Raw genomic sequence first — 18,727 nt, 5'->3', positions numbered from 1 at the left:
CCGGGCGCCCCCCCCCCCCCCCCACCCGCCGCCCCGCCCCCCCCCCCCCCCCCCCCCCCCCCCCCCCCCCCCCCCCCCCCCCCCCCCCCCCCCCCCCCCCCCCCCCCCCCGGCCGCTGGTGGTCAACTACCACGGCGGCGGGTGGGTGCTCGGCTCGCTGGACACCGCCGACTGGCTGTGCAGCTCCGTCGCCGTCGGCCTGGACGCGGTGGTGGTCTCCGTCGACTACCGGCTCGCCCCGGGCCACCGCTTCCCCGCCGCAGCCGAGGACTGCTACGCCGCGCTGGTCGACGTCGTCGCCCGGGCCGCCGAGTTCGGTGCCGACCCGGAACGGGTGGCCGTGATGGGCGACAGCGCGGGCGGGAACCTCGCCGCCGTGGTCGGCCTGATGGCCCGGGACCGGTCGGGGCCGGGCATCGCCCACCAGGGGCTGCTCTACCCCGCCACCGACCTCACGATGGCCAGCCCGTCGATCGAGGAGAACGCCTCCGCCCCGATCCTGACCAAGGCCGACATGCTCGCCTTCCGGGCGCACTACCTCGACGGGCAGGACCCGCAGCAGCCCTACGCCTCACCGCTGCTCGCCGACGACCTCACGGGCCTGCCCCCGGCCCTGGTCCAGGTGGCCGAGCACGACCCGCTGCGCGACGACGGGCTCCGCTACGCCGCGCGGTTGCAGGCCGCCGGCGTCCCGGTCCGGGTCACCCGCTACGCCCGCATGCCGCACGGCTACCTGAGCTTCCCGCGGTTGTGCCGCAGCGCACCGCAGGCGCTGGCCGAGCTGGTCGACGAGCAGCGGGCCGCGCTGATCGGCTGAGCACCCGGTCCGGCCCTAGGGTCGGGGCATGCGTGCGGTGACGATCAGCGAGCCCGGCGGTCCCGAGGTGCTCGGCTGGGGAGAGGTGCCCGACCCGGTGTGCGGGCCGGGTGAGGTGGTCGTCGACGTCGTCGCGACCGCGGTCAACCGGGCCGACCTGATGCAGCGGCAGGGGTTCTACCCGCCCCCGCGGGGCGCCAGCGAGGTGCTCGGGCTGGAGTGCAGCGGCGTCATCAGCGAGGTCGGGGACGGCGTCGAGGGCTGGTCGGTCGGCGACGAGGTGTGCGCGCTGCTGGCCGGGGGTGGCTACGCCGAGCGGGTCGCCGTCCCCGCGGGGCAGCTGCTGCCCCGGCCCGCGGGCGTCGAGCTGGCCAGTGCGGCGGCGCTGCCGGAGGTCGCCTGCACCGTGTGGTCCAACGTGTTCCTGCTCGCCGGGCTGCGGGCCGGCGACGTGTTCCTGGTGCACGGCGGGTCCAGCGGCATCGGCACGATGGCGATCCAGCTGGCCGTGCGCGCCGGTGCCCGGGTGGCCACCACCGCCGGCAGCGAGCAGAAGCTCGCCGTCTGCCGGGAGCTGGGCGCGGACATCGTGGTCAACTACCGGGACGAGGACTTCGTCGAGCGGGTGCGTGCCGAGACCGACGGGCACGGGGCCGACGTCGTCCTGGACAACATGGGCGCCGCCTACCTGGCCCGCAACGTCGACGTCCTCGCCGACGGCGGCCGGCTGGTGGTCATCGGCATGCAGGGCGGCCGGAAGGCCGAGCTGGACCTCAGCCGGCTGCTCGCCAAGCGGGCCAGCGTGCACGCGACCGCCCTGCGCTCCCGGCCGGCGACCGGCCCCGGCGGGAAGGCGGAGATCGTCGCGGCGGTCCGGCACGACGTGTGGCCCGACGTCGAGCGGGGCGTGGTCCGCCCGGTCATCGACCGGCGGCTGCCGATGTCCCGCGCCGCCGAGGCGCACGCCCTGCTGGAGGAGAGCACGCACATCGGCAAGGTCCTGCTGCTCCCCGACCAGGCATAGGAAGCTCTGCACCCGGTTCCCGGCGGAAAACCGGGTGCGGAGCTTCCTGTGCCTGGTTCAGCGGAGGTCGTCGATGCACTCGACGAGCCGCTCGACCTCCTCGGCCGTGTTGTAGTGCATCAGCCCCAGCCGGACGGCGCCCCCGGCCTCGTTGACGCCGATCGCGTCGAACAGCTCGCGGGCGAAGAAGTCGCCGTCCCAGGCGCAGACGCCGCGGCGGGCCAGCTCACCGGCCACCTGCCGCGGGCGCATCCCGGCGACGGTGAACGACAGCGTCGGGGTGCGCGGCCACGGCTCCCCCAGCACGTGCACGTGTGCCATCCGCCGCAGCGCGGTGTCCAGCCGGTCGAACAACTCGCCCTCGTACCGGCCGACGGCGGCCATCGCGGTGGCCAGCCGCTGGCGCCGCGTCCCGGTCGCCTCCGGGCACAGCGCGGCGAGGTGGTCGACGGCGGCCGCGACCCCTGCGTACAGCTCGAACGGCGGGGTGCCCGGCTCGAACCGCTCCGGCACCCGGTCCGACGCCGGCAGCAGCTTGTCCGGCCACAGCTCCTCCCACAGCCCGGGATCGGCGACGACGGCGCCCACGTGCGGGCCGCACCACTTGTAGGCCGACACCGCGAGGAAGTCCGCGCCCAGCTGCTCCATGTCCAGCAACAGGTGCGGCGCCGCGTGCGCCGCGTCGACGAAGACCAGTGCGCCCACCTGGTGCGCGCGGCGGGTGATCGCGGCGACGTCCGGGCAGGTGCCGATGGCGTTGCTGGCCGCGGTGATCGCCACCAGGCGGGTGCGGTCGGTCAGCAGCTCGTCGTACTGCCAGTCCGGCAGCTCCCCGGTCTCGATGTCGACCTCGGCCCAGCGCACCACCAGCCCGAGCCGGTCGGCCACCTGCAGCCACGGCCGGACGTTGGCGTCGTGGTCGAGCCGGCTCACCACGATCTCGTCCCCGGCCCGCCAGTGCTTGGCCAGCGCCCGGGCCACCGCGTAGGTCAGCGTGGTGAGGTTCGGGCCCAGCACCACCCCGGCCGGCACGCCGCCCACCAGGTCGGCGACGGCCGACCGCGCCCCGGAGACCAGCTGCTCGGCGCGCGCCGAGGAGGGGAACACCCCGCCCCGGTTGGCGATCGGCACCCGCATCGCCTGGGAGACCGCGCGGACCACGCTCTCCGGCACCAGCGTTCCGCCCGGCCCGTCGGCGTGCACGAAGCCGTCGGACAGCCCCGGGAAGAGTCCCCGGACCCGGGCGACGTCCAGCCGCCCGGCACCCGATGACATGACGCGAGCCTAGTTCGTGCGCAGGTGGCAACGGTCGCCTCGGGCGGCCCCGGCCGCGCCGCTCCCGGACGCGGGGCAGGATGGGGGCATGACTGCTCCTGGCACCGGTGAGCCCCACCCGCAGCAGGTCCTCGTCGTGGGTCCCGACGGCCGGCCGGTCGGCGGGATGCCGATGCCGCAGGACGGCGCCGAGGACGGCGCCCCGGGCGTCGGCGACCTCGTCGAGCAGCCGGCCAAGGTCATGCGGATCGGCACGATGATCAAGCAGCTGCTGGAGGAGGTCCGGGCCGCGCCCCTGGACGACGCCAGCCGCAACCGGCTCCGCGACATCCACGCCTCCTCCATCCGCGAGCTCGAGCAGGGCCTCGCGCCCGAGCTGCGGGAGGAGCTGGAGCGGATCACCCTGCCCTTCACCGAGGGCGAGACCCCGTCCGATGCCGAGCTGCGGATCGCCCAGGCCCAGCTGGTCGGCTGGCTGGAGGGCGTCTTCCACGGCATCCAGACCGCGCTGTTCGCCCAGCAGATGGCCGCACGGTCGCAGCTGGAGGAGATGCGCCGCAAGGCGCTGCCCGGCGGCGCCGGCGGGCAGACCGGTCCCGAACCGCGGCACGGTGGCGGGCAATATCTCTGAGTCGGCCTACCGGCCTCCACCGCGGCCAGGAGCCGTGCCCGGCTCGCGTTGAGCCGTTGCCAGTGATCCGGCCGGGAGGCCTCCGGCCTCCGCGACCGGATCACTGAGCACGCTCGCGCGTGCGTGCGTTGACCTCAACCGGTTCCGTTGAGCGTGCTCCCGCGCGCGTCCCCTCAGAGCGTGAAGCGGCGGACGGCGGCCTGGAGCTCGTCGCTCATCCGGGAGAGCTCCGCGGCCGACCGCTGGGTCTCCTCGACCCGCTGGTTGGTCTCCGCCGTACCCGCGGCCAGCCCGCTGATCGCCGAGGCGATGCTCTGCGAGCTGCTGGCCGCCGCACCGACGTTGCGGTTCATCTCGTTCGTCGTCGCCGTCTGCTCCTCCACCGCCGCGGCGATGGTGGCCTGGAAGTCGTTGATCTGACCGATCACCGAGCTGATCTCCCCGATCGCGGAGACCGCGCCGGCGGTGTCGGCCTGGATCGCCTCGACCCGCTGGTGGATGTCCTCCGTCGCCCGCGCGGTCTCCTGCGCGAGCTCCTTCACCTCGCTGGCCACGACGGCGAAGCCCTTGCCCGACTCGCCGGCGCGCGCGGCCTCGATGGTGGCGTTGAGCGCGAGCAGGTTGGTCTGCTCGGCGATGCCGTTGATCAGCTTGACCACCGCCGCGATCTCCTGCGACGAGTCGCCCAGCTTGCCGACCATCCGGTTGGTCTCCTCGGCGACCCCGACCGCCTCGTTGGCGACCCGGCTGGCCTCGCTGGCGTTCTGGCTGATCTCCCGGATCGCCGACTCCATCTGGTGCGAGCCGGTGGAGACGGTGTCCACGCTGGCGGCCACCTCACCGGCCGAGGCCACCACGACATCGGCCTGACCGGCCGAGGTGCGGGCGTTCTCCGCCATCGCGCCGGCGCTGGCGTTCAGCTGCTGGGAGGCGGCGGCCAGCTGCCCGGCCGAGTCGTCGACCAGCCGCAGCACGCCGCCCAGGGAGTCCAGCGTGCGGTCGAGCGAGGCGGCGACCTCGCCGATCTCCGCACCGCCGGTCTCCCCGGCGCGCACGCTCAGGTCACCCTCGGCGACCCGGTCGAGCACCTCGCGCACCCGCTGCACGGGACGGGTGATCGAACGGACGAGCAGCAGCGACAGCAGCACCGAGAGCACAATGCCGGCGACGATCACGACGATCGTCAGCGTGCGGGCGGCGACGTAGGCGCTCTCGGCCTCCTGCGCGGTGGCCGACGCGACGGCGCTCTGCGCGGCGGTCGCGGTGGTGATCGCCTCGATGGCGGTGACCTCCAGCTCCTGCTGCTGGGGGACGATCGCCATGATCAGCTCGAGGTTGCCGACGTTCTCCAGGATCTGCGCCTGGTTGTCGAAGAAGCCCATCGCGGCCTCCCGGAACTGCTCGAGCGGCCCCCGCACCGACGCGGCCAGCGCACCGGTGTCGACCGCCTCGAGCGCCTCGGCGAGCCGCCCCTGGGCCTCGGTGGCCGCCTCGGCGTTCTGCGCGAGGACCTCGTCGGGGAGGTTCTCCATCGCCGAGCGGGCCGAGTAGGCCTGCTGCTCCCACCACAGCGACTCGAGGCCGTCGAGCTGCTCCAGCGGGACGGTGCCGCGGTCGTAGACGTCCTGGGCCTGGTGGCTCAGCGTGCTCATCCGCTGGATGCCGAGGACGCCCACGGTGAGGGTCGCCAGGGCGACGACGAGGATGGCGGCGAGCAGCCGGCCGCGCAGCCCCACCCGGCCGAACACCGCGAGCGGTCCGGCGTCCTCCGTCTCGGCGGCGCTTCGGTTGTCGACGTCCATGGGTCTCTCCCTCGTGATGGCTCCGGCGGTGCTGCGGACGATCTGGTTCCCCTGGGATCGGTCCCATGGCGGCACCCTTGAGCCAAACCCGGCACTCTTCCGCCGTCCGGAACGCAGAAGACAGCAGGGCCTGCCGGGTGCTCCCGGCAGGCCCTGCTCAGCGACGCGGACGTGTGACTACACGGTGAACCGGTTGACGGCGGCCTGCAGCTCGTCGCTCATCCGGGACAGCTCCTCCGCCGAACGCTGCGCCTCCTCCACCCGCTGGTTGGTCTCCGCCGTACCCGCGGCCAGACCCGAGATCGCCGACGCGATGGACTGCGACGACGACGCCGCCTCGATCACGTTGCGGTTCATCTCGTTCGTCGTCGCCGTCTGCTCCTCCACCGCCGCCGCGATCGTCGCCTGGAAGTCGTTGATCTCCCCGATCACCGAACTGATCTGCCCGATCGCATCCACCGCACCAGCGGTGTCGGCCTGGATCGCCTCCACCCGACGCGCGATGTCCTCCGTCGCCCGCGCCGTCTCCTGCGCCAGCTCCTTCACCTCGTTCGCCACCACCGCGAACCCCTTGCCCGCCTCACCCGCACGCGCCGCCTCGATCGTCGCGTTCAACGCCAGCAGGTTCGTCTGCTCCGCGATCGAGGTGATCGTCTTCACCACGTTCCCGATCTCCTGCGAGGAGTCACCCAGCTTCCCCACCGTGCGCGTCGTCGTCTCCGCCACGCCCACCGCCTGGTTCGCCACCCGCGAGGCCTCACTCGCGTTCTGACTGATCTCCCGGATCGCCGCCTCCATCTGCTGCGACCCCGTCGACACCGTGTCCACACTCGAGGCCACCTCACCGGCATTCGCGACCACCACATCGGCCTGACCCGCCGCCGTCCGCGCGTTCGCCGACATCGCCTCCGCACCCACGGTCAGCTGCTGCGACGCCGCACCCAACCGACGAGCCGAGTCGCTCACCAGGGTGAGCACGCCACCGAGGGAGTCCAGGGTCTGGTCCAGCGAACGGGCGACCTCGCCCAGCTCGGCACCGCCGACGTTCCCGGCGCGCACCCGGAGGTCGCCGGCGGCGACCTGCTCGAGGGTCTCCCGGATGCGCTGGACCGGGCCGGTGACGCTGCGCCCGATCAGGACGGCGAGCGCGACGGAGACGGCCAGGCCGATCGCCACGCCGGCGATGGTCAGGTTGCGTGCGCTGGCATAGGCGTCGCGCGCCTCCTGCACGGTGGCCTCGGTGGCCACGATCTGCGCGTCGGTGGCCTGGTTGAGGGCGGCGACGGCGTTCTCCTCGGCCTGGATCAGCGTCGGCAGCACCGAGAGCGAGTCGCCACCGGCGGCACCGATCTCGGCCATCTGGGCGCTGGCGTCGTCGTACAGCTGGATGGCGGCCTGGAAGTCCTGGAAGGCGGCCTCGGCGGCGGCGCCGAGGGCGACCTCGTCCAGGTCGGCCCGCAGCCCGTCGAGCGTCTCGCGGATGGCGACGGTCTGCTCCTGGAGACCGGCCACGAGGTCCGGCGGGAGCCCGGGGCTCATGCCGCGGGAGATCGCCGCCTGCATCTCCCAGTAGGTCGAGCGCAGCAGCAGGACGTCGCGCAGCGGGACGGCGCCCTCCTCGTAGACGGCCTCGGCCTGGTGGCTCAGCGCGCTCATGCGGCTCACGCCGATCGCACCCACGGCCAGCGTCACCAGGGCGACCAGGAGGAACGCGGCGAGCAGCCGGGCGCGCAGGCCGGTGCGCTGGACGAGACCCGGACGTCGGTCCGGGTCGGTGGGCGTGGCCTGGTGGGCCCGGACGTCGTTCATGGCGCGCCTCCTGCTGCGGATGGACGCACCCTCGCGTCCCGTTGGCTCGCACATCGGCAACGGACCACGAGCCCTGGAGCACAGCGGCTATACGAAACGAGAGAGTTCAGTAGTTCGGGGGACCTCGTTCCCACGACCGGGGGCGGACCTCGGTGTCAGCTCCGGAGCGTGGCGAGGAAGGCCGCGACCCCGTCCGCGTCGTTGGCGACGGTCACGTCGGTGGCGACGGCGAGGACGTCGGGGTGCGCATGGGCCATGGCCACCGCCCGTCCGCCGCCGGCCCGGACCCACTCGAAGGCGGCGATGTCGTTGGGCATGTCGCCGAAGTAGACGACGTCGGCCGGTGCCACGCCCCGCTCGGCAGCGAGCCGGGCCAGACCGGTCGCCTTGGTCACCCCGGCCGCCGAGATCTCGGCCATCGCGTCGGAGGAGGAGGTGGTGACCGTGGCGGTGTCGCCCACGATCTCGGCCACCAGCGCGACGAACTCGTCGCGGGAGAGGCGCTCGTGCCGGGCCAGCAGCTTGGCCACCGGCTGGGCGACCATCTCGTCCAGGGTGGCCACCTCGACACCGGGCGCGTCCTTGTCCCAGCGCGGTCGGTAGACCGGCTCGTGCCGGAACTGGTCGCCGTACTCGACGGCGAACCAGGTGTCCGGCTGGCGTGCGCGGAGCTGCCCGGTGATCACCCGCAGCACCTCGGGCTGCACCGGGTGCTCCTCCAGCACGGTGAAGTCGGTGAGGTCCAGCAGCACGGCGCCGTTGCAGCAGATGGCCATGCCCCCGCCCAGCCGCGCGCGCACGCCGAGCATCCAGCGCGGCGGCCGCCCGGTGGCCAGCACCAGCGGCACGCCCTCGGCGTCCCACCAGCGCAGCTCGGCCAGCGTCGCGTCGCTGATCGTCTCGTCACTGCGCAGCAGCGTGCCGTCCAGGTCGCTGACGATCAGCCTCGGCCGGTCAGCCACCGGTCACCCCCAGCTCCAGCAGGGTCTCCAGGTACTGCGCCACCCCGTCGGCCTCGTGACCGCTGGTCCGGTCACCGGCGGCGGCCCGGACCCGCGGGTGGGCGTTGGCGACGGCGACGGCCCGGCCACCGCCGGCCTGCACGGCCTCGATCATCGGCAGGTCGTTGGGCATGTCGCCGAAGACGAGGACGTCGCCGAAGCCCAGGCCCAGCGCGTGGAGCACGACCTCCAGCCCGGTCGCCTTGGTCACCCCGGGCGGCAGCACCTCGATGAAGCCCAGGCCCGCGTGGGTGAGCTCGGCGACCGACGGGTCGACGACGCCGCGGGCCAGCTCCACCAGCTCGTCCTCCCCCAGGTGCGGGGAGCGCAGGAACACCTTGAGCACCGCACCGACCGGCAGCACCTGGTGCCGTGGCAGCAGGTGGGCGGGCTCGGGGTAGGGCCAGTCGAAGCCGTGCTGCACCCGCAGCGGGCGCATCGCCTCGGCCTGCTCGGCGGCGTCCTCCACCGCCACGATCAGCTCGCCGGCGGCGCCCTCGATCGCGGCGATCACCTCGGTGGCCACCTCGCGGGGCATGCCGACCGTGCGCAGCACCTCGTCGGGTGCGCCGTCGGAGCCGAACCGGACGACGTAGCCACCCTGGGCGAGGACGGCGATCCCCTGCCCGGCGAGGGCGGCGCGGACGCTCTCCAGCAGCCGCGGTCCGCGACCGGTGGCGCCCACCACCGGGAGTCCGGCGGCCCGGCACGCGGCGATCGCCGCCGCGGTCCGCGGGCTGACCTCGCCGTGGGCACCGAGCAGGGTGCCGTCCAGGTCGCTGACCACCAGCCGGGGGCGCCAGGAGCCCAGCCGCGCCCCCAGGTCACCGAGGTCGACGGTCTCCCCGGCGGCCACGGCCGCCGCCGGCGCGGTCAGCCCGCCGCCGTCCGGCCGGCCACCGCTCATGCGGCGGGGCCGGGGGTGACCGGGCCGGACGTGACCGGGGCCAGCGCCATGCCGGGGGTGAGCACCTCGTGGCCACCCAGCCACGGGCGCAGCGCCGCCGGCACGTGCACCGAGCCGTCGGCCCGCTGGTGCACCTCGAGCAGGCAGGCGATGGTGCGGGCGATGGCGCACAGGGTGCCGTTCAGCGTCGCCGCGGGCTGCGGCTTCCCGTCGGCGTCCCGGTGCCGGATCTGCAGCCGGCGGGCCTGGAACGTGGTGCAGTCGGAGGTGCTGGTCAGCTCCCGGTAGGTGCCCTGGCTGGGGAACCACGCCTCGATGTCGAACTTGCGGGCGGCGCTGGTGCCCAGGTCACCGGCGGCGATGTCGACCACCCGGTACGGCAGCTCCAGGGCCTGGAGGAACTCCTCCTCCCACTGCAGCAGCCGGCGGTGCTCGGCGGCGGCCTCCTCGGGCGCGCAGAAGCTGAACATCTCGACCTTGTCGAACCAGTGCACCCGGATGATGCCGCGGGTGTCCTTGCCGTAGGAGCCGGCCTCCCGGCGGAAGCAGGACGACCACCCGGCGTACCGCCGCGGGCCGGCCGAGAGGTCGAGCACCTCCCGCGCGTGCATCCCGGCGATGGCGACCTCGGAGGTGCCGACCAGGTACAGGTCGTCGCGCTCGACCCGGTAGACCTCCTCGTCGTGCTCGCCGAGGAAGCCGGTGCCCTCCATCGCCTCGGGCTTGACCAGCGCGGGGGCGACGACCGGGATGAAGCCGGCGGCGACGGCACGGGTGATGGCCAGCTGGGCGAGCGCGAACTCCAGCAGCGCGCCCGGGCCGGTCAGGAAGTAGAAGCGGGCGCCGGAGACCTTCGCGCCGCGCTCCATGTCGATGGCGCCCAGGGCCTCACCGATCTGCAGGTGGTCCTTCACCTCGAAGTCGTAGGCGGGCACGTCCCCGACGGTCCGGATCTCCACCGCGTCGTCCTCGCCGCCGGGCGGGACGTCGGGGTGCACCAGGTTGGGGATCCGCAGGTGCAGCGCGTGCAGCGCCGCATCCGCGGTGCGCTCGGCCTCCTCGGCCTCCTTCACCTGCGCGGCTAGCGCCTTCGCCCGCTCCAGGACGGCGGGACGCTCCTCCGGGCTCGCCTTCTTGACCGCCTGGGAGGCCGCCTTCTGCTCCCCGCGCAGGTCGTCGGCGGCCTTCACCGCGGCCCGGCGGTCGGCGTCGGCGGCGAGCAGCCGGTCGACGAGGGAGTCGTCGGCGCCCCGGGCGCGCTGGCTGGCCTTGACCCGCTCGGGGTCCTCACGCACGAGTCGCAGGTCGATCACACCGCTGATCGTAGGTGCGCCGGTCGTGGCGCCACCGCCCAGTTGCGGGACCATGGGGTCATGCGCTTCCTCGGCGACCGCCGCCCGGACCACGACCTCACCTACAGCGACGTGTTCATGGTGCCGGCGCACTCCACGGTCGGCTCCCGCCTCGAGGTCGACCTGACCACTCCCGACCGGGTCGGCACCACCGTCCCGATCGTCGTCGCCAACATGACGGCGATCTCCGGCCGGCGGATGGCCGAGACCGTGGCCCGCCGCGGCGGGCTGGCGGTGCTGCCGCAGGACATCCCGATCGACGTCGTCGGCGAGGTCGTCTCCTGGGTCAAGGCCCGGCACACCGTGTACGACACCCCGATCACCCTCCGCCCGACGTCCACGGTCGCCGAGGCGCTGTCGCTGCTGGGCAAACGGGCGCACGGCGTCGTGGTGGTGGTCGCCGGCGGCCGCCCGGTCGGGGTCGTCACCGACGGCGCCTGCCAGGGCGTCGACCGGTTCACCCAGCTGTCGGAGGTGATGACCCCCGAGCCGCTGACCATCCCCGCCGGCACCGACCTGCCCAAGATCTTCGACGTGCTCTCCGCCGAGCGGGTCAGCGCCGCCCCGGTCGTCGACGGCGACCAGCTCGTCGGCCTGATCACCCGCAAGGGCGCGCTGCGCTCGGCCATCTACACCCCCGCGGTCGACGCCGCGGGGCGGCTGCTCACCGCCGCCGCCGTGGGCATCAACGGCGACGTCGCGGGCAAGGCCGAGGCGTTGCTGGCGCACGGCGTGGACGTGCTCGTCGTCGACACCGCCCACGGCCACCAGGAGAAGGCGATCGAGGCGGTGCGCGCCGTCCGTGCGGTCGCCGGGACGACCCCGGTGGTCGCCGGCAACGTGGTGACGCCGGAGGGCACCCGGGAGCTCGTCGAGGCCGGGGCCGACGTGGTCAAGGTCGGCGTCGGGCCCGGCGCCATGTGCACCACCCGGATGATGACCGGCGTCGGCCGGCCGCAGTTCTCGGCCGTCGAGGAGTGCGCCGCCGCGGCGCGGGCGCTGGGCAAGCACGTCTGGGCCGACGGCGGCGTGCGCCACCCGCGTGACATCGCGCTGGCGCTGGCCGCGGGTGCGGCGAACGTGATGATCGGCTCCTGGTTCGCCGGCACCTACGAGAGCGCCGGCGACCTGTACGACGACGGCGCCGGCCGCCGCTACAAGGAGAGCTTCGGCATGGCGTCGGCGCGGGCGGTCAAGGCCCGCACCGCCACCCAGAGCGGCTTCGACCGGGCCCGCGCCGGGCTGTTCGAGGAGGGCATCAGCTCCTCCCGGATGTACCTGGACCCGGCCCGCCCCGGCGTGGAGGACCTCATCGACCAGATCGTGGCCGGCGTCCGTTCCTCGGCCACCTACGCGGGTGCGCGCACCGTCGACGAGCTGCACGAGCGGGCGGTACTGGGGGTGCAGAGCGCGGCCGGCTACGAGGAGGGCCGCCCGCAGCCCACCAGCTGGTGAGGCCGCTGCCGCTCGACCGGTTCGAGGAGCTGGTCGCCGACGCGCTGGACCAGGTGCCGGCCGAGCTGATGGCGCTGCTGGACAACGTCGTCGTGCTGGTGGAGGACCGGAACCCCGAGGAGCCGGACCTGCTCGGCATCTACGAGGGCTACGCGCTGACCGAGCGGGGCTGGGACTACGGCGGGGCGCTGCCGGACCGGATCATGATCTACCGGGTGGCGATCTGCGACGTCTGCGAGGACGAGGAGCAGGTCGTCGAGGAGGTCACGATCACCGTCGTGCACGAGATCGCGCACCACTTCGGCATCGAGGAGGAGCGCCTGCACGCCCTCGGCTGGGGGTGAGCGGCGCGGGTAGCGTTGGTCGCCGTGCCCGAGGACCCCGACCGCACCGCTCCCCGCCTGCCGATCCAGATGCTGCACGGCCGGCTGCTGGTCGCCCTCCGCAAGGAGGACGGCGATCGCCGCTCGACCGGCGGCATCCTGATCCCGGCCACCGCCCAGGTCGCCAAGCGGCTGGTGTGGGGCGAGGCCAAGGGCATCGGCCCCAACGTGCGGCAGATCAAGGTCGGCGACCAGGTGCTGTTCTCCCCCGAGGACCAGCACGAGGTCGAGGTGCACGGCGAGGACCTGATCATCCTGCGCGAGCGCGACGTGCACGCCGTCGCGGCCGCCCGGATCGAGGAGAACACCGGCCTCTACCTCTGAGGCACGCGTCTCCCGCGGGGAGGTCGTCGCTCACGGCACCAGCGCCGGCTTGCCGCCGGGGTGGCCGCCCGTCAGCAGCTCCAGCGCCCGACCGCGCCTCGGCGAGGGGGAAGGTGGGGTCGCCGACCGCCCGTCGGATTCCGTGCCACGACCCCGGTCGGGACGGAACGGTCCGATACCCGGGGGTGTGCAGCGTGTCCCGAAGCGAGCACACTGGGTCACCGTGGTGGTCGGTGCGTGGATCCGGGTCGGCGGTTCAGCCCTGCCCGGCGGTCCCGGCGCGCACCCGGGCCAGCCACTCCTCCGCCGCGACGAACGCCTCGTCGCCGACCCGCGCCTCCACCGGCTTGCCCGGCTGCGCGTCCGCCCGCGGGTACGACCCCAGGAACCAGACCTCCTCGGCCATCCGGTGCAGCGCGGCCAGCGCATCGCCCACCCGGTGGTCGGCGACGTGCCCCTCGCAGTCGATGGAGAAGGAGTAGACGCCCAGCCGCTCACGGGTGGGGCGCGACTCGATCCGGGTCAGGCTGATCCCCCGCACGGCGAACTCGGCCAGCAGGTCCAGCAGCGCGCCGGTGCGGTCGGCCACCACCGCGGTGACCGTCGTCTTGTCCGCCCCGGTGGGCGCCGGCAACGGCCCCGGCCGCTGGACCTGCACGAACCGGGTGACCGCGCCGGGGTGGTCGGCGATGTCGGTGGCCAGCGCCTCCAGCCCGTACCGCTCGGCGGCGATCGCCGCGCAGACCGCGGCGTCGTGCTCACCGTCGGCGACCCGGCGGGCGGCGTCGGCGGTCGAGCCGGACGGGACGACGTCGGCCCCCGGCACCAGCTCGGCGACCCGGGCCCGGCACTGGGCGAGGGCGTGCGGGTGGCTGGCCACCGACCGCACCGCCCCGGCGTCGGTGCCCGGGCGCACGGCGAGCACGAAGGCGACCGGCAGGAACACCTCGCGGGTGATCACCAGCGGCGGGCCGTCGACCAGCCCGTCCATGGTGGCCGGCACCGACCCCTCGACCGAGTTCTCCAGCGGCACCAGGGCGGCGTCGCACTCGTCGGCGCGCACCGCGGCGAGCGCGACGCCGACGCTGGCCGCGGGGTGGGCGGCGACGTCGGCACCGGAGGTCAGCACGGCGAGGGCGGCCTCGGCGAAGGTACCCTCGGGCCCCAGATAGGCGAACCTCGTCGGTGCTGTGCGGAAGTCTGCGCGCGACATCCGGTGAGGGTAGTGCGGCCGCACCGGATCCAGGTCCCGGCGCGGGGGGAGCTGCCTCGTCACCGGCCGGGTACGTGCTCGACACGTCCCCGAACAGTGGACAGGAGGTGCACGTGACCGCGGCGCCCGAGACGCTCGAGCCGATGCTCGAGACGGTCCGCTGGCGTCTCCTGGCGGCCAGCAGCGCCGAGGACGCCCGCGCCTTCACCGCGGAGCTGGACCGGGCCGCCGTCGTGCTGACCGCCACCCGGCAGCCCGCGTGGAGCGCCTGGTCGCACGCGTTCACCGCCCGCGCCCAGCTGCTGGCCGGCGACACCGACGCTGCGGCCGACGCCGTCGCCGCCGCCCGCGCCGCGCTCGAGCTCTGTCCCGCGTCGGCCGAGCGGGCGCTGACCCTGGCCTACCTGGCGCACGTCGAGGTGACCGCCGACCGGTACGACGCCGCCCTGCACCTGGCCGTCGACGCGAGCCTGCTGGCCGACCAGCTCGGTGAGCAGGCCGGGGCGCCCGGCGGCGGCCCCCCTCCCCGCGCTCTGCACCAGGCGCACCACTGGCTCTCGCTCGCGCTCACCCGGCTGGACCTGGAGGAGCTCGCCGTCAGCCAGGCCCGGCGCGGCGTCCGCGTGGCCGAGCAGCTGCCCGACCTGGGCGACCGGTGGCAGCTGCTGCGGCTGTGCGCCCAGCAGCACGCCGAGCTGGCCCAGACGGTGCACCGGCGGGGCGACCTCGCCCGGTCCCGGCAGCTGGCCGAGACCGCGCTGCACTACGCCACCACCGCCCGCGAGCTCGCCTGGGAGCCGGGCGACGCGGACGTCGACCTGCTCGACGTGGTCCAGGCCTGGGCGCTGACGCTCACCGGCGACCTGGACTCCGCGCTCGCCCCGCTGCGGCGCGTCCAGCGCCACCTCACCGCCGGCGACGCCGGCCCCTGGCCGGCCGGCTACGGCACCCTGGCGCTGGCCCGCCTGCTGGCCCGGCTGTGCGCCCGGGAGGCCGCCGCCCGGGACGCCCCCACCGGCACCGCCCCGCCCTCGCCACTGGGCGAGGAGTCGCTGCAGCTGCTCGTCTCGGCCACCGGCGCCTTCGCCGCGGCTGGGGACCGCCGCCGCTACCGCCAGTGCCTGCTGGAGCTGGGCCAGGCGACCGCGGCCCTGGGGCTCACCGGCGAGGCGCTGCACTGGCTGGAGGCCTACCGCTCCGAGACCAGCCGGGCGCACCTGCGCAGCCGGGAGCTGTGGGCGGAGATGTTCGTCCGGCGCAGCCGGCTGCGGGAGGCCGAGCGGCAGACCGCGGTGCTGCGCCGGCACGCGATGGAGGACATCCTCACCGGGCTCGGCAACCGGCGCAGCGCCGAGCGGCGGATGGCCGAGCTGCGCGACGGCCGGGAGCCGGTGTCGCTGGCGGTGGTCGACGTCGACGGGTTCAAGTCGTTCAACGACGAGTACTCCCACCAGCACGGCGACGCGGTGCTGCGCACGGTCGCCGCGCTGCTGGAGGAGCACAGCCGCACCGGGGACGAGGTGTTCCGCTGGGCCGGCGACGAGTTCGTGGTGCTGCTGCCGGACACCGGCGAGGCGCAGGCGGTGGTCGCCATGGAGCGGCTGCGCGCCGCCGTCGCCGAGGCCGACTGGGCCGCGCTGGACGTCCCGGCGCCGCTGACGGTGAGCATCGGCGTCGCCAGCACCGATGCGCCCGGCGTCGCCGGCTCCCGGTCGTGGCAGGACCTGTTCGACTGCGCCGACCTCAACCTCTTCGCCGCCAAGCGTGGCGGCCGCAACCGGGTGCGCGCCCCCGGCAGCGACCAGCTGCCGGCCGCACCGGCCCGTTCCGCTGCCGGCGCCTCGGTCGACGACCTGGTGTCCCAGGTGCTCGGCAGCGCGCCGCGCCGGCCGGGCTGGGCGTTCGAGGACGGCGAGGTGCTGTCGTGACGCTGCACGTGAGCGACGCCCGGGACGACGACACCGCGCGCCGGGCCGACACCCCGGTGCGTGACACGCCCGGGGCCGGCGTGCAGAGTGCCCTCGTGCCGCCCGGACTCCTGCACCAGCGGGTCAGCTCCGCGTTGGCCAACTGGGAGCTCGACCAGGCCGAGGCGCTGCTGGGCGAGGCCGAGGGCGAGCTGCCCGCCGCGCCGGGCGACGAGCGGGGTGCCACGCGGATCTCGCTGGCCCGGGCCTGGGCCGACACGCTGCGCGCGGAGCTGCTGGTCCGCCGGCTGCGGTTGGCGGGCTGGTCGCTGCTGGGCGAGCCGCTCGCCGACGGCGGACCCGAGCAGGAGCCGCCGCTGGACCTGCACGGCACTGCTGCCGCCGACGACGAGCCGGTCGACCGGGAGACGCGGTCGGAGTCCGCCGAGCGGGCCGCGCAGGCGATCGCGCTGGTCCGCTCGGCGCGCGCCGCGTTCGACGCCCAGGACGACGGCCTGCAGCGGGCCGCCGGGCTGGTCCGGCACGCGCGGATCGAGCTGCTCTCCCGGCGGGTCGACGCCGCGATGGACGAGGCGGTGGAGGCGGCCAGCCTGCTGGACCCGGCGCTGCCGCCCGGCCCGCTCCTGGTGCACACGCTCAGCGCGCTGGCCGGGGTGCTCGCCGACCTGGAGCTGATGCCGCTGGCGCTGGACTACCAGCGCCGGGCCGCGGAGACCGCCGCTGCCGCGGCGGCCACCGCCGAGGACGGCGACCTGGCCCGGGGGCTGGTGGGCGAGGCCGCCACGCGGCTCGCCGCGCTGTGCGCTGAGGTCGGCGAGGGGGTGCTCGAGGACGGCAGCCCGGCGGCCGCGCACGCCTCCTTCGCCGAGGCCCGTCGGCTGGCCGAGCGCGCCCTGGAGGAGCTCCCCGCCGACGCCCCCGCCGTGCTGGACGCCCAGGTCGTGCACGGCTGGGCGCTGGTCGGGCTGGGTGAGCACACCGCCGCGCTGCCGCTGCTGGGCGCCGTCGTCACCGCCGCCGAGCAGGCCGGCGACCGGTCGCTGCTGGCCTCGGCGCAGCTGGGCGTGGGCCGGGCGCTGCGCCGGTCCGGCGAGCTGCGCCGCGCCGACGACCACCTGGCCGCCGCGCTGACCGTGGCCACCGAGCACGGGCTGGCCAGGCTGCGCCGGGCGGCGCTGCGCGAGCTGTGCACGCTGCACGCCGACCTGGACGACGCCGCCCGCGCGCTGCCCTACCTGCAGGCCTACCTGGCCGACGAGCTGGACCGGGTCGACGAGCGGCGCACCCGCTGGGTGGAGCTGTTCGGCCGGCGGAAGAGCCTGCTGGAGACCGAGCGGGCCGCCGGGCAGCTGCGCCGGCAGGCCTACGAGGACCCGCTGACCCACCTGCCCAACCGCCGGTACGCCGAGGCCCGGCTCGACGGGCTGCTCACCTCCGGTGCCGCCCCCGCCCTCGCCGTGGTCGACATCGACCGGTTCAAGGCGATCAACGACGCCGCCGGACACCCCGGGGGCGACGCGGTGCTGCGGGCGGTCGGCCAGCTGCTGGTCGACGGCTGCCGGGACACCGACGAGGTGTGCCGCTGGGCCGGCGACGAGTTCGTCATCCTGCTGCCGGAGACCACCGCCGAGCAGGCGGAACGGGCGATGGAGCGGATCCGCCGCTCGATCGCCACCCATGACTGGTCGGCGCTCGGCGTCGAGGTGCCGGTGCGGATCAGCGTGGGCATCGCCCAGGCCGTCCGCGGCGACGACCGGCGCACCCTGTTCGCCGCCGCCGACGGCGTCCTCTACGACGCCAAGCGGGCCGGCCGCGACCGCGTCGTGCGGCTGTCCGGGGTGACCCAGACCCGGGCCGACGGGGCCGATGTGGCCGGTGTGACGGCGCCCGGCACGGCCTCCGGCGAGGTCCCGGGTTCAGCCGACGTCGCCCTTATCGTCGGCGACGTGAGCACCTCCCCGCTGGCCGACCGCCCGACCGACGACCAGCCGGAGCACGACCTCGACGGCTTCGCGTCGCTGCTGCGGGAGCCGCCGGTGCAGCCGGCCCGCCCACGCAGCCCGCTGGACGAGCTCTTCGGCGCGGCCCCGGCCGCCCGGCGGCCGCACACCGAGCCACCGGCCACCCCCGAGCCCGCCCCGGCGCCCACCCCGCCGCCGGCGGCCGCCCGCGCGGTGCTCACCCCGTCCGGGCCGGACGTCATCTGGGCCACCGGGCGCAGCACCGAGCAGGTGCTGGCGATGGTCCGGGAGGCCCGCCGCGAGCACCCCGACCACCCGGCCGTGGTGGTGCGGGCCGGCGCCGAGACGCTCGTCGCGCTGGCCAGCGAGCACGACGCGTACACCACGATGGACGGTGTGGCGATGGCCGCCGCCGTCGGCCCGGTGCCGGAGGCGGTCGGCCGGGTCGCCGTGCTGTGCGCCAGCAGCGGCGACGCCCCGATCGCCGCCGAGGCGGCGTTCGTCGCCCGGGTCACCGGCACCGAGGTGGTCCGGGTCGAGGACGTCGGCGGCAGCCGGATCCGCCCGCTGCTGGCCGACCCCTCGCTGCTGGACGACGTCGACTGCCTGGTGGTCGTCGCCGGCCTGGACGCGGCGCTGGCCAGCGTGGTCAGCGGCCTCACCGAGGTGCCGGTGGTCGCCGTCCCCACCTCGGCCGGGCAGGCCAACACCTTCGGCGGGTTCAGCGCGCTGCTGACCATGCTGAACTCCGCGGCGCCCGGCGTCGTGGTGAGCAACATCGACAACGGCTGGTCCGCCGGCGTCTTCGCCGCCCGCATCGCCCGCCGCACCGCCTCGCGCTGACC

The 18,727-nt window shown here is 75.2% G+C and carries 15 protein-coding genes; 8 read left to right on the top strand and 7 right to left on the bottom strand.

The genetic code is table 11. From position 1 onward, the window contains the following. Window positions 1-118: 118 nt before the first annotated feature. The gene (locus ACI79U_RS15490; RefSeq protein ID WP_457070258.1) at window positions 119-817 is read left to right on the top strand and encodes an alpha/beta hydrolase; all 699 of its coding nucleotides are present in this window, start codon (window positions 119-121) and stop codon (window positions 815-817) included. A gap of 28 nt (window positions 818-845) precedes the next feature. After that, on the top strand, window positions 846-1,841 hold the full coding sequence (locus tag ACI79U_RS15485; RefSeq protein ID WP_457070256.1) for an NAD(P)H-quinone oxidoreductase: 996 nt from the start codon (window positions 846-848) through the stop codon (window positions 1,839-1,841). A gap of 57 nt (window positions 1,842-1,898) precedes the next feature. On the opposite strand, the gene ACI79U_RS15480 is transcribed toward ACI79U_RS15485, so the two are convergent. Continuing rightward, a complete protein-coding gene (locus ACI79U_RS15480; RefSeq protein WP_457070254.1) occupies window positions 1,899-3,116 on the bottom strand; it encodes a cysteine desulfurase-like protein in 1,218 nt (405 codons plus the stop codon). Window positions 3,117-3,204: 88 nt separating this feature from the next. Between ACI79U_RS15480 and ACI79U_RS15475 the strand changes: the two genes are divergently transcribed. After that, window positions 3,205-3,747, top strand: coding sequence for a bacterial proteasome activator family protein (locus ACI79U_RS15475; RefSeq protein WP_457070252.1), 543 nt, complete (start codon window positions 3,205-3,207; stop codon window positions 3,745-3,747). Window positions 3,748-3,920: 173 nt separating this feature from the next. Here the strand turns inward: ACI79U_RS15475 and ACI79U_RS15470 are convergent, their stop codons facing one another. The 5 genes from ACI79U_RS15470 to serS all read right to left on the bottom strand — a co-directional run bounded on the left by ACI79U_RS15470 (window position 3,921) and on the right by serS (window position 10,579). Continuing rightward, entirely contained in the window at window positions 3,921-5,549 is a 1,629-nt protein-coding gene (locus ACI79U_RS15470; protein WP_457070250.1) for a methyl-accepting chemotaxis protein, read from the bottom strand. 177 nt (window positions 5,550-5,726) lie between these two features. Then, complete coding sequence (locus ACI79U_RS15465; protein ID WP_457070248.1) at window positions 5,727-7,358, bottom strand: methyl-accepting chemotaxis protein; 1,632 nt, start codon at window positions 7,356-7,358, stop codon at window positions 5,727-5,729. 155 nt (window positions 7,359-7,513) lie between these two features. Next, complete coding sequence (locus tag ACI79U_RS15460; protein WP_457070246.1) at window positions 7,514-8,320, bottom strand: HAD family hydrolase; 807 nt, start codon at window positions 8,318-8,320, stop codon at window positions 7,514-7,516. Next, window positions 8,313-9,266 carry an HAD family hydrolase gene (locus ACI79U_RS15455; RefSeq protein WP_457070244.1) on the bottom strand — a complete coding sequence of 318 codons (954 nt, stop codon included), beginning with the start codon at window positions 9,264-9,266 and terminating at the stop codon, window positions 8,313-8,315. The genes ACI79U_RS15460 and ACI79U_RS15455 overlap by 8 nt, the downstream gene beginning before the upstream one ends. Beyond that, the gene (gene serS / locus ACI79U_RS15450) at window positions 9,263-10,579 is read right to left on the bottom strand and encodes a serine--tRNA ligase (RefSeq protein ID WP_457070242.1); all 1,317 of its coding nucleotides are present in this window, start codon (window positions 10,577-10,579) and stop codon (window positions 9,263-9,265) included. The genes ACI79U_RS15455 and serS overlap by 4 nt, the downstream gene beginning before the upstream one ends. Before the next feature lie 60 nt (window positions 10,580-10,639). On the opposite strand from serS, the gene ACI79U_RS15445 reads away from it, so the two are divergent. The 3 genes from ACI79U_RS15445 to ACI79U_RS15435 are packed head-to-tail and all read left to right on the top strand — an operon-like array spanning window position 10,640 to window position 12,780. Next, window positions 10,640-12,073: a GuaB1 family IMP dehydrogenase-related protein gene (locus tag ACI79U_RS15445; RefSeq protein WP_457070240.1), complete on the top strand. Its 1,434-nt coding sequence runs from the start codon at window positions 10,640-10,642 to the stop codon at window positions 12,071-12,073. After that, window positions 12,070-12,417, top strand: coding sequence for a metallopeptidase family protein (locus ACI79U_RS15440; protein WP_457070238.1), 348 nt, complete (start codon window positions 12,070-12,072; stop codon window positions 12,415-12,417). Before ACI79U_RS15445 ends, ACI79U_RS15440 begins: the two co-directional genes overlap by 4 nt. A 24-nt stretch (window positions 12,418-12,441) precedes the next feature. Further along, window positions 12,442-12,780 (top strand): GroES family chaperonin, encoded by a 339-nt coding sequence (locus tag ACI79U_RS15435; RefSeq protein WP_457070236.1) that lies wholly within the window; start codon window positions 12,442-12,444, stop codon window positions 12,778-12,780. A 256-nt stretch (window positions 12,781-13,036) separates the two neighbouring features. Here ACI79U_RS15435 and pheA read toward each other — a convergent pair whose 3' ends face one another. Continuing rightward, entirely contained in the window at window positions 13,037-13,993 is a 957-nt protein-coding gene (gene pheA / locus ACI79U_RS15430; RefSeq protein WP_457070234.1) for a prephenate dehydratase, read from the bottom strand. A 113-nt stretch (window positions 13,994-14,106) separates the two neighbouring features. Here pheA and ACI79U_RS15425 point away from each other — a divergent pair, with 113 nt between their 5' ends. Next, window positions 14,107-15,921 (top strand): GGDEF domain-containing protein, encoded by a 1,815-nt coding sequence (locus ACI79U_RS15425; protein WP_457070232.1) that lies wholly within the window; start codon window positions 14,107-14,109, stop codon window positions 15,919-15,921. Beyond that, complete coding sequence (locus ACI79U_RS15420; protein WP_457070230.1) at window positions 15,918-18,725, top strand: diguanylate cyclase domain-containing protein; 2,808 nt, start codon at window positions 15,918-15,920, stop codon at window positions 18,723-18,725. Before ACI79U_RS15425 ends, ACI79U_RS15420 begins: the two co-directional genes overlap by 4 nt. Window positions 18,726-18,727 lie beyond the last annotated feature (2 nt).

Source organism: Modestobacter sp. SYSU DS0904, from assembly GCF_054051115.1.
Note: the sequence above shows the minus strand (reverse complement) of the source record. Positions and strands in the feature narration are given on the sequence as shown.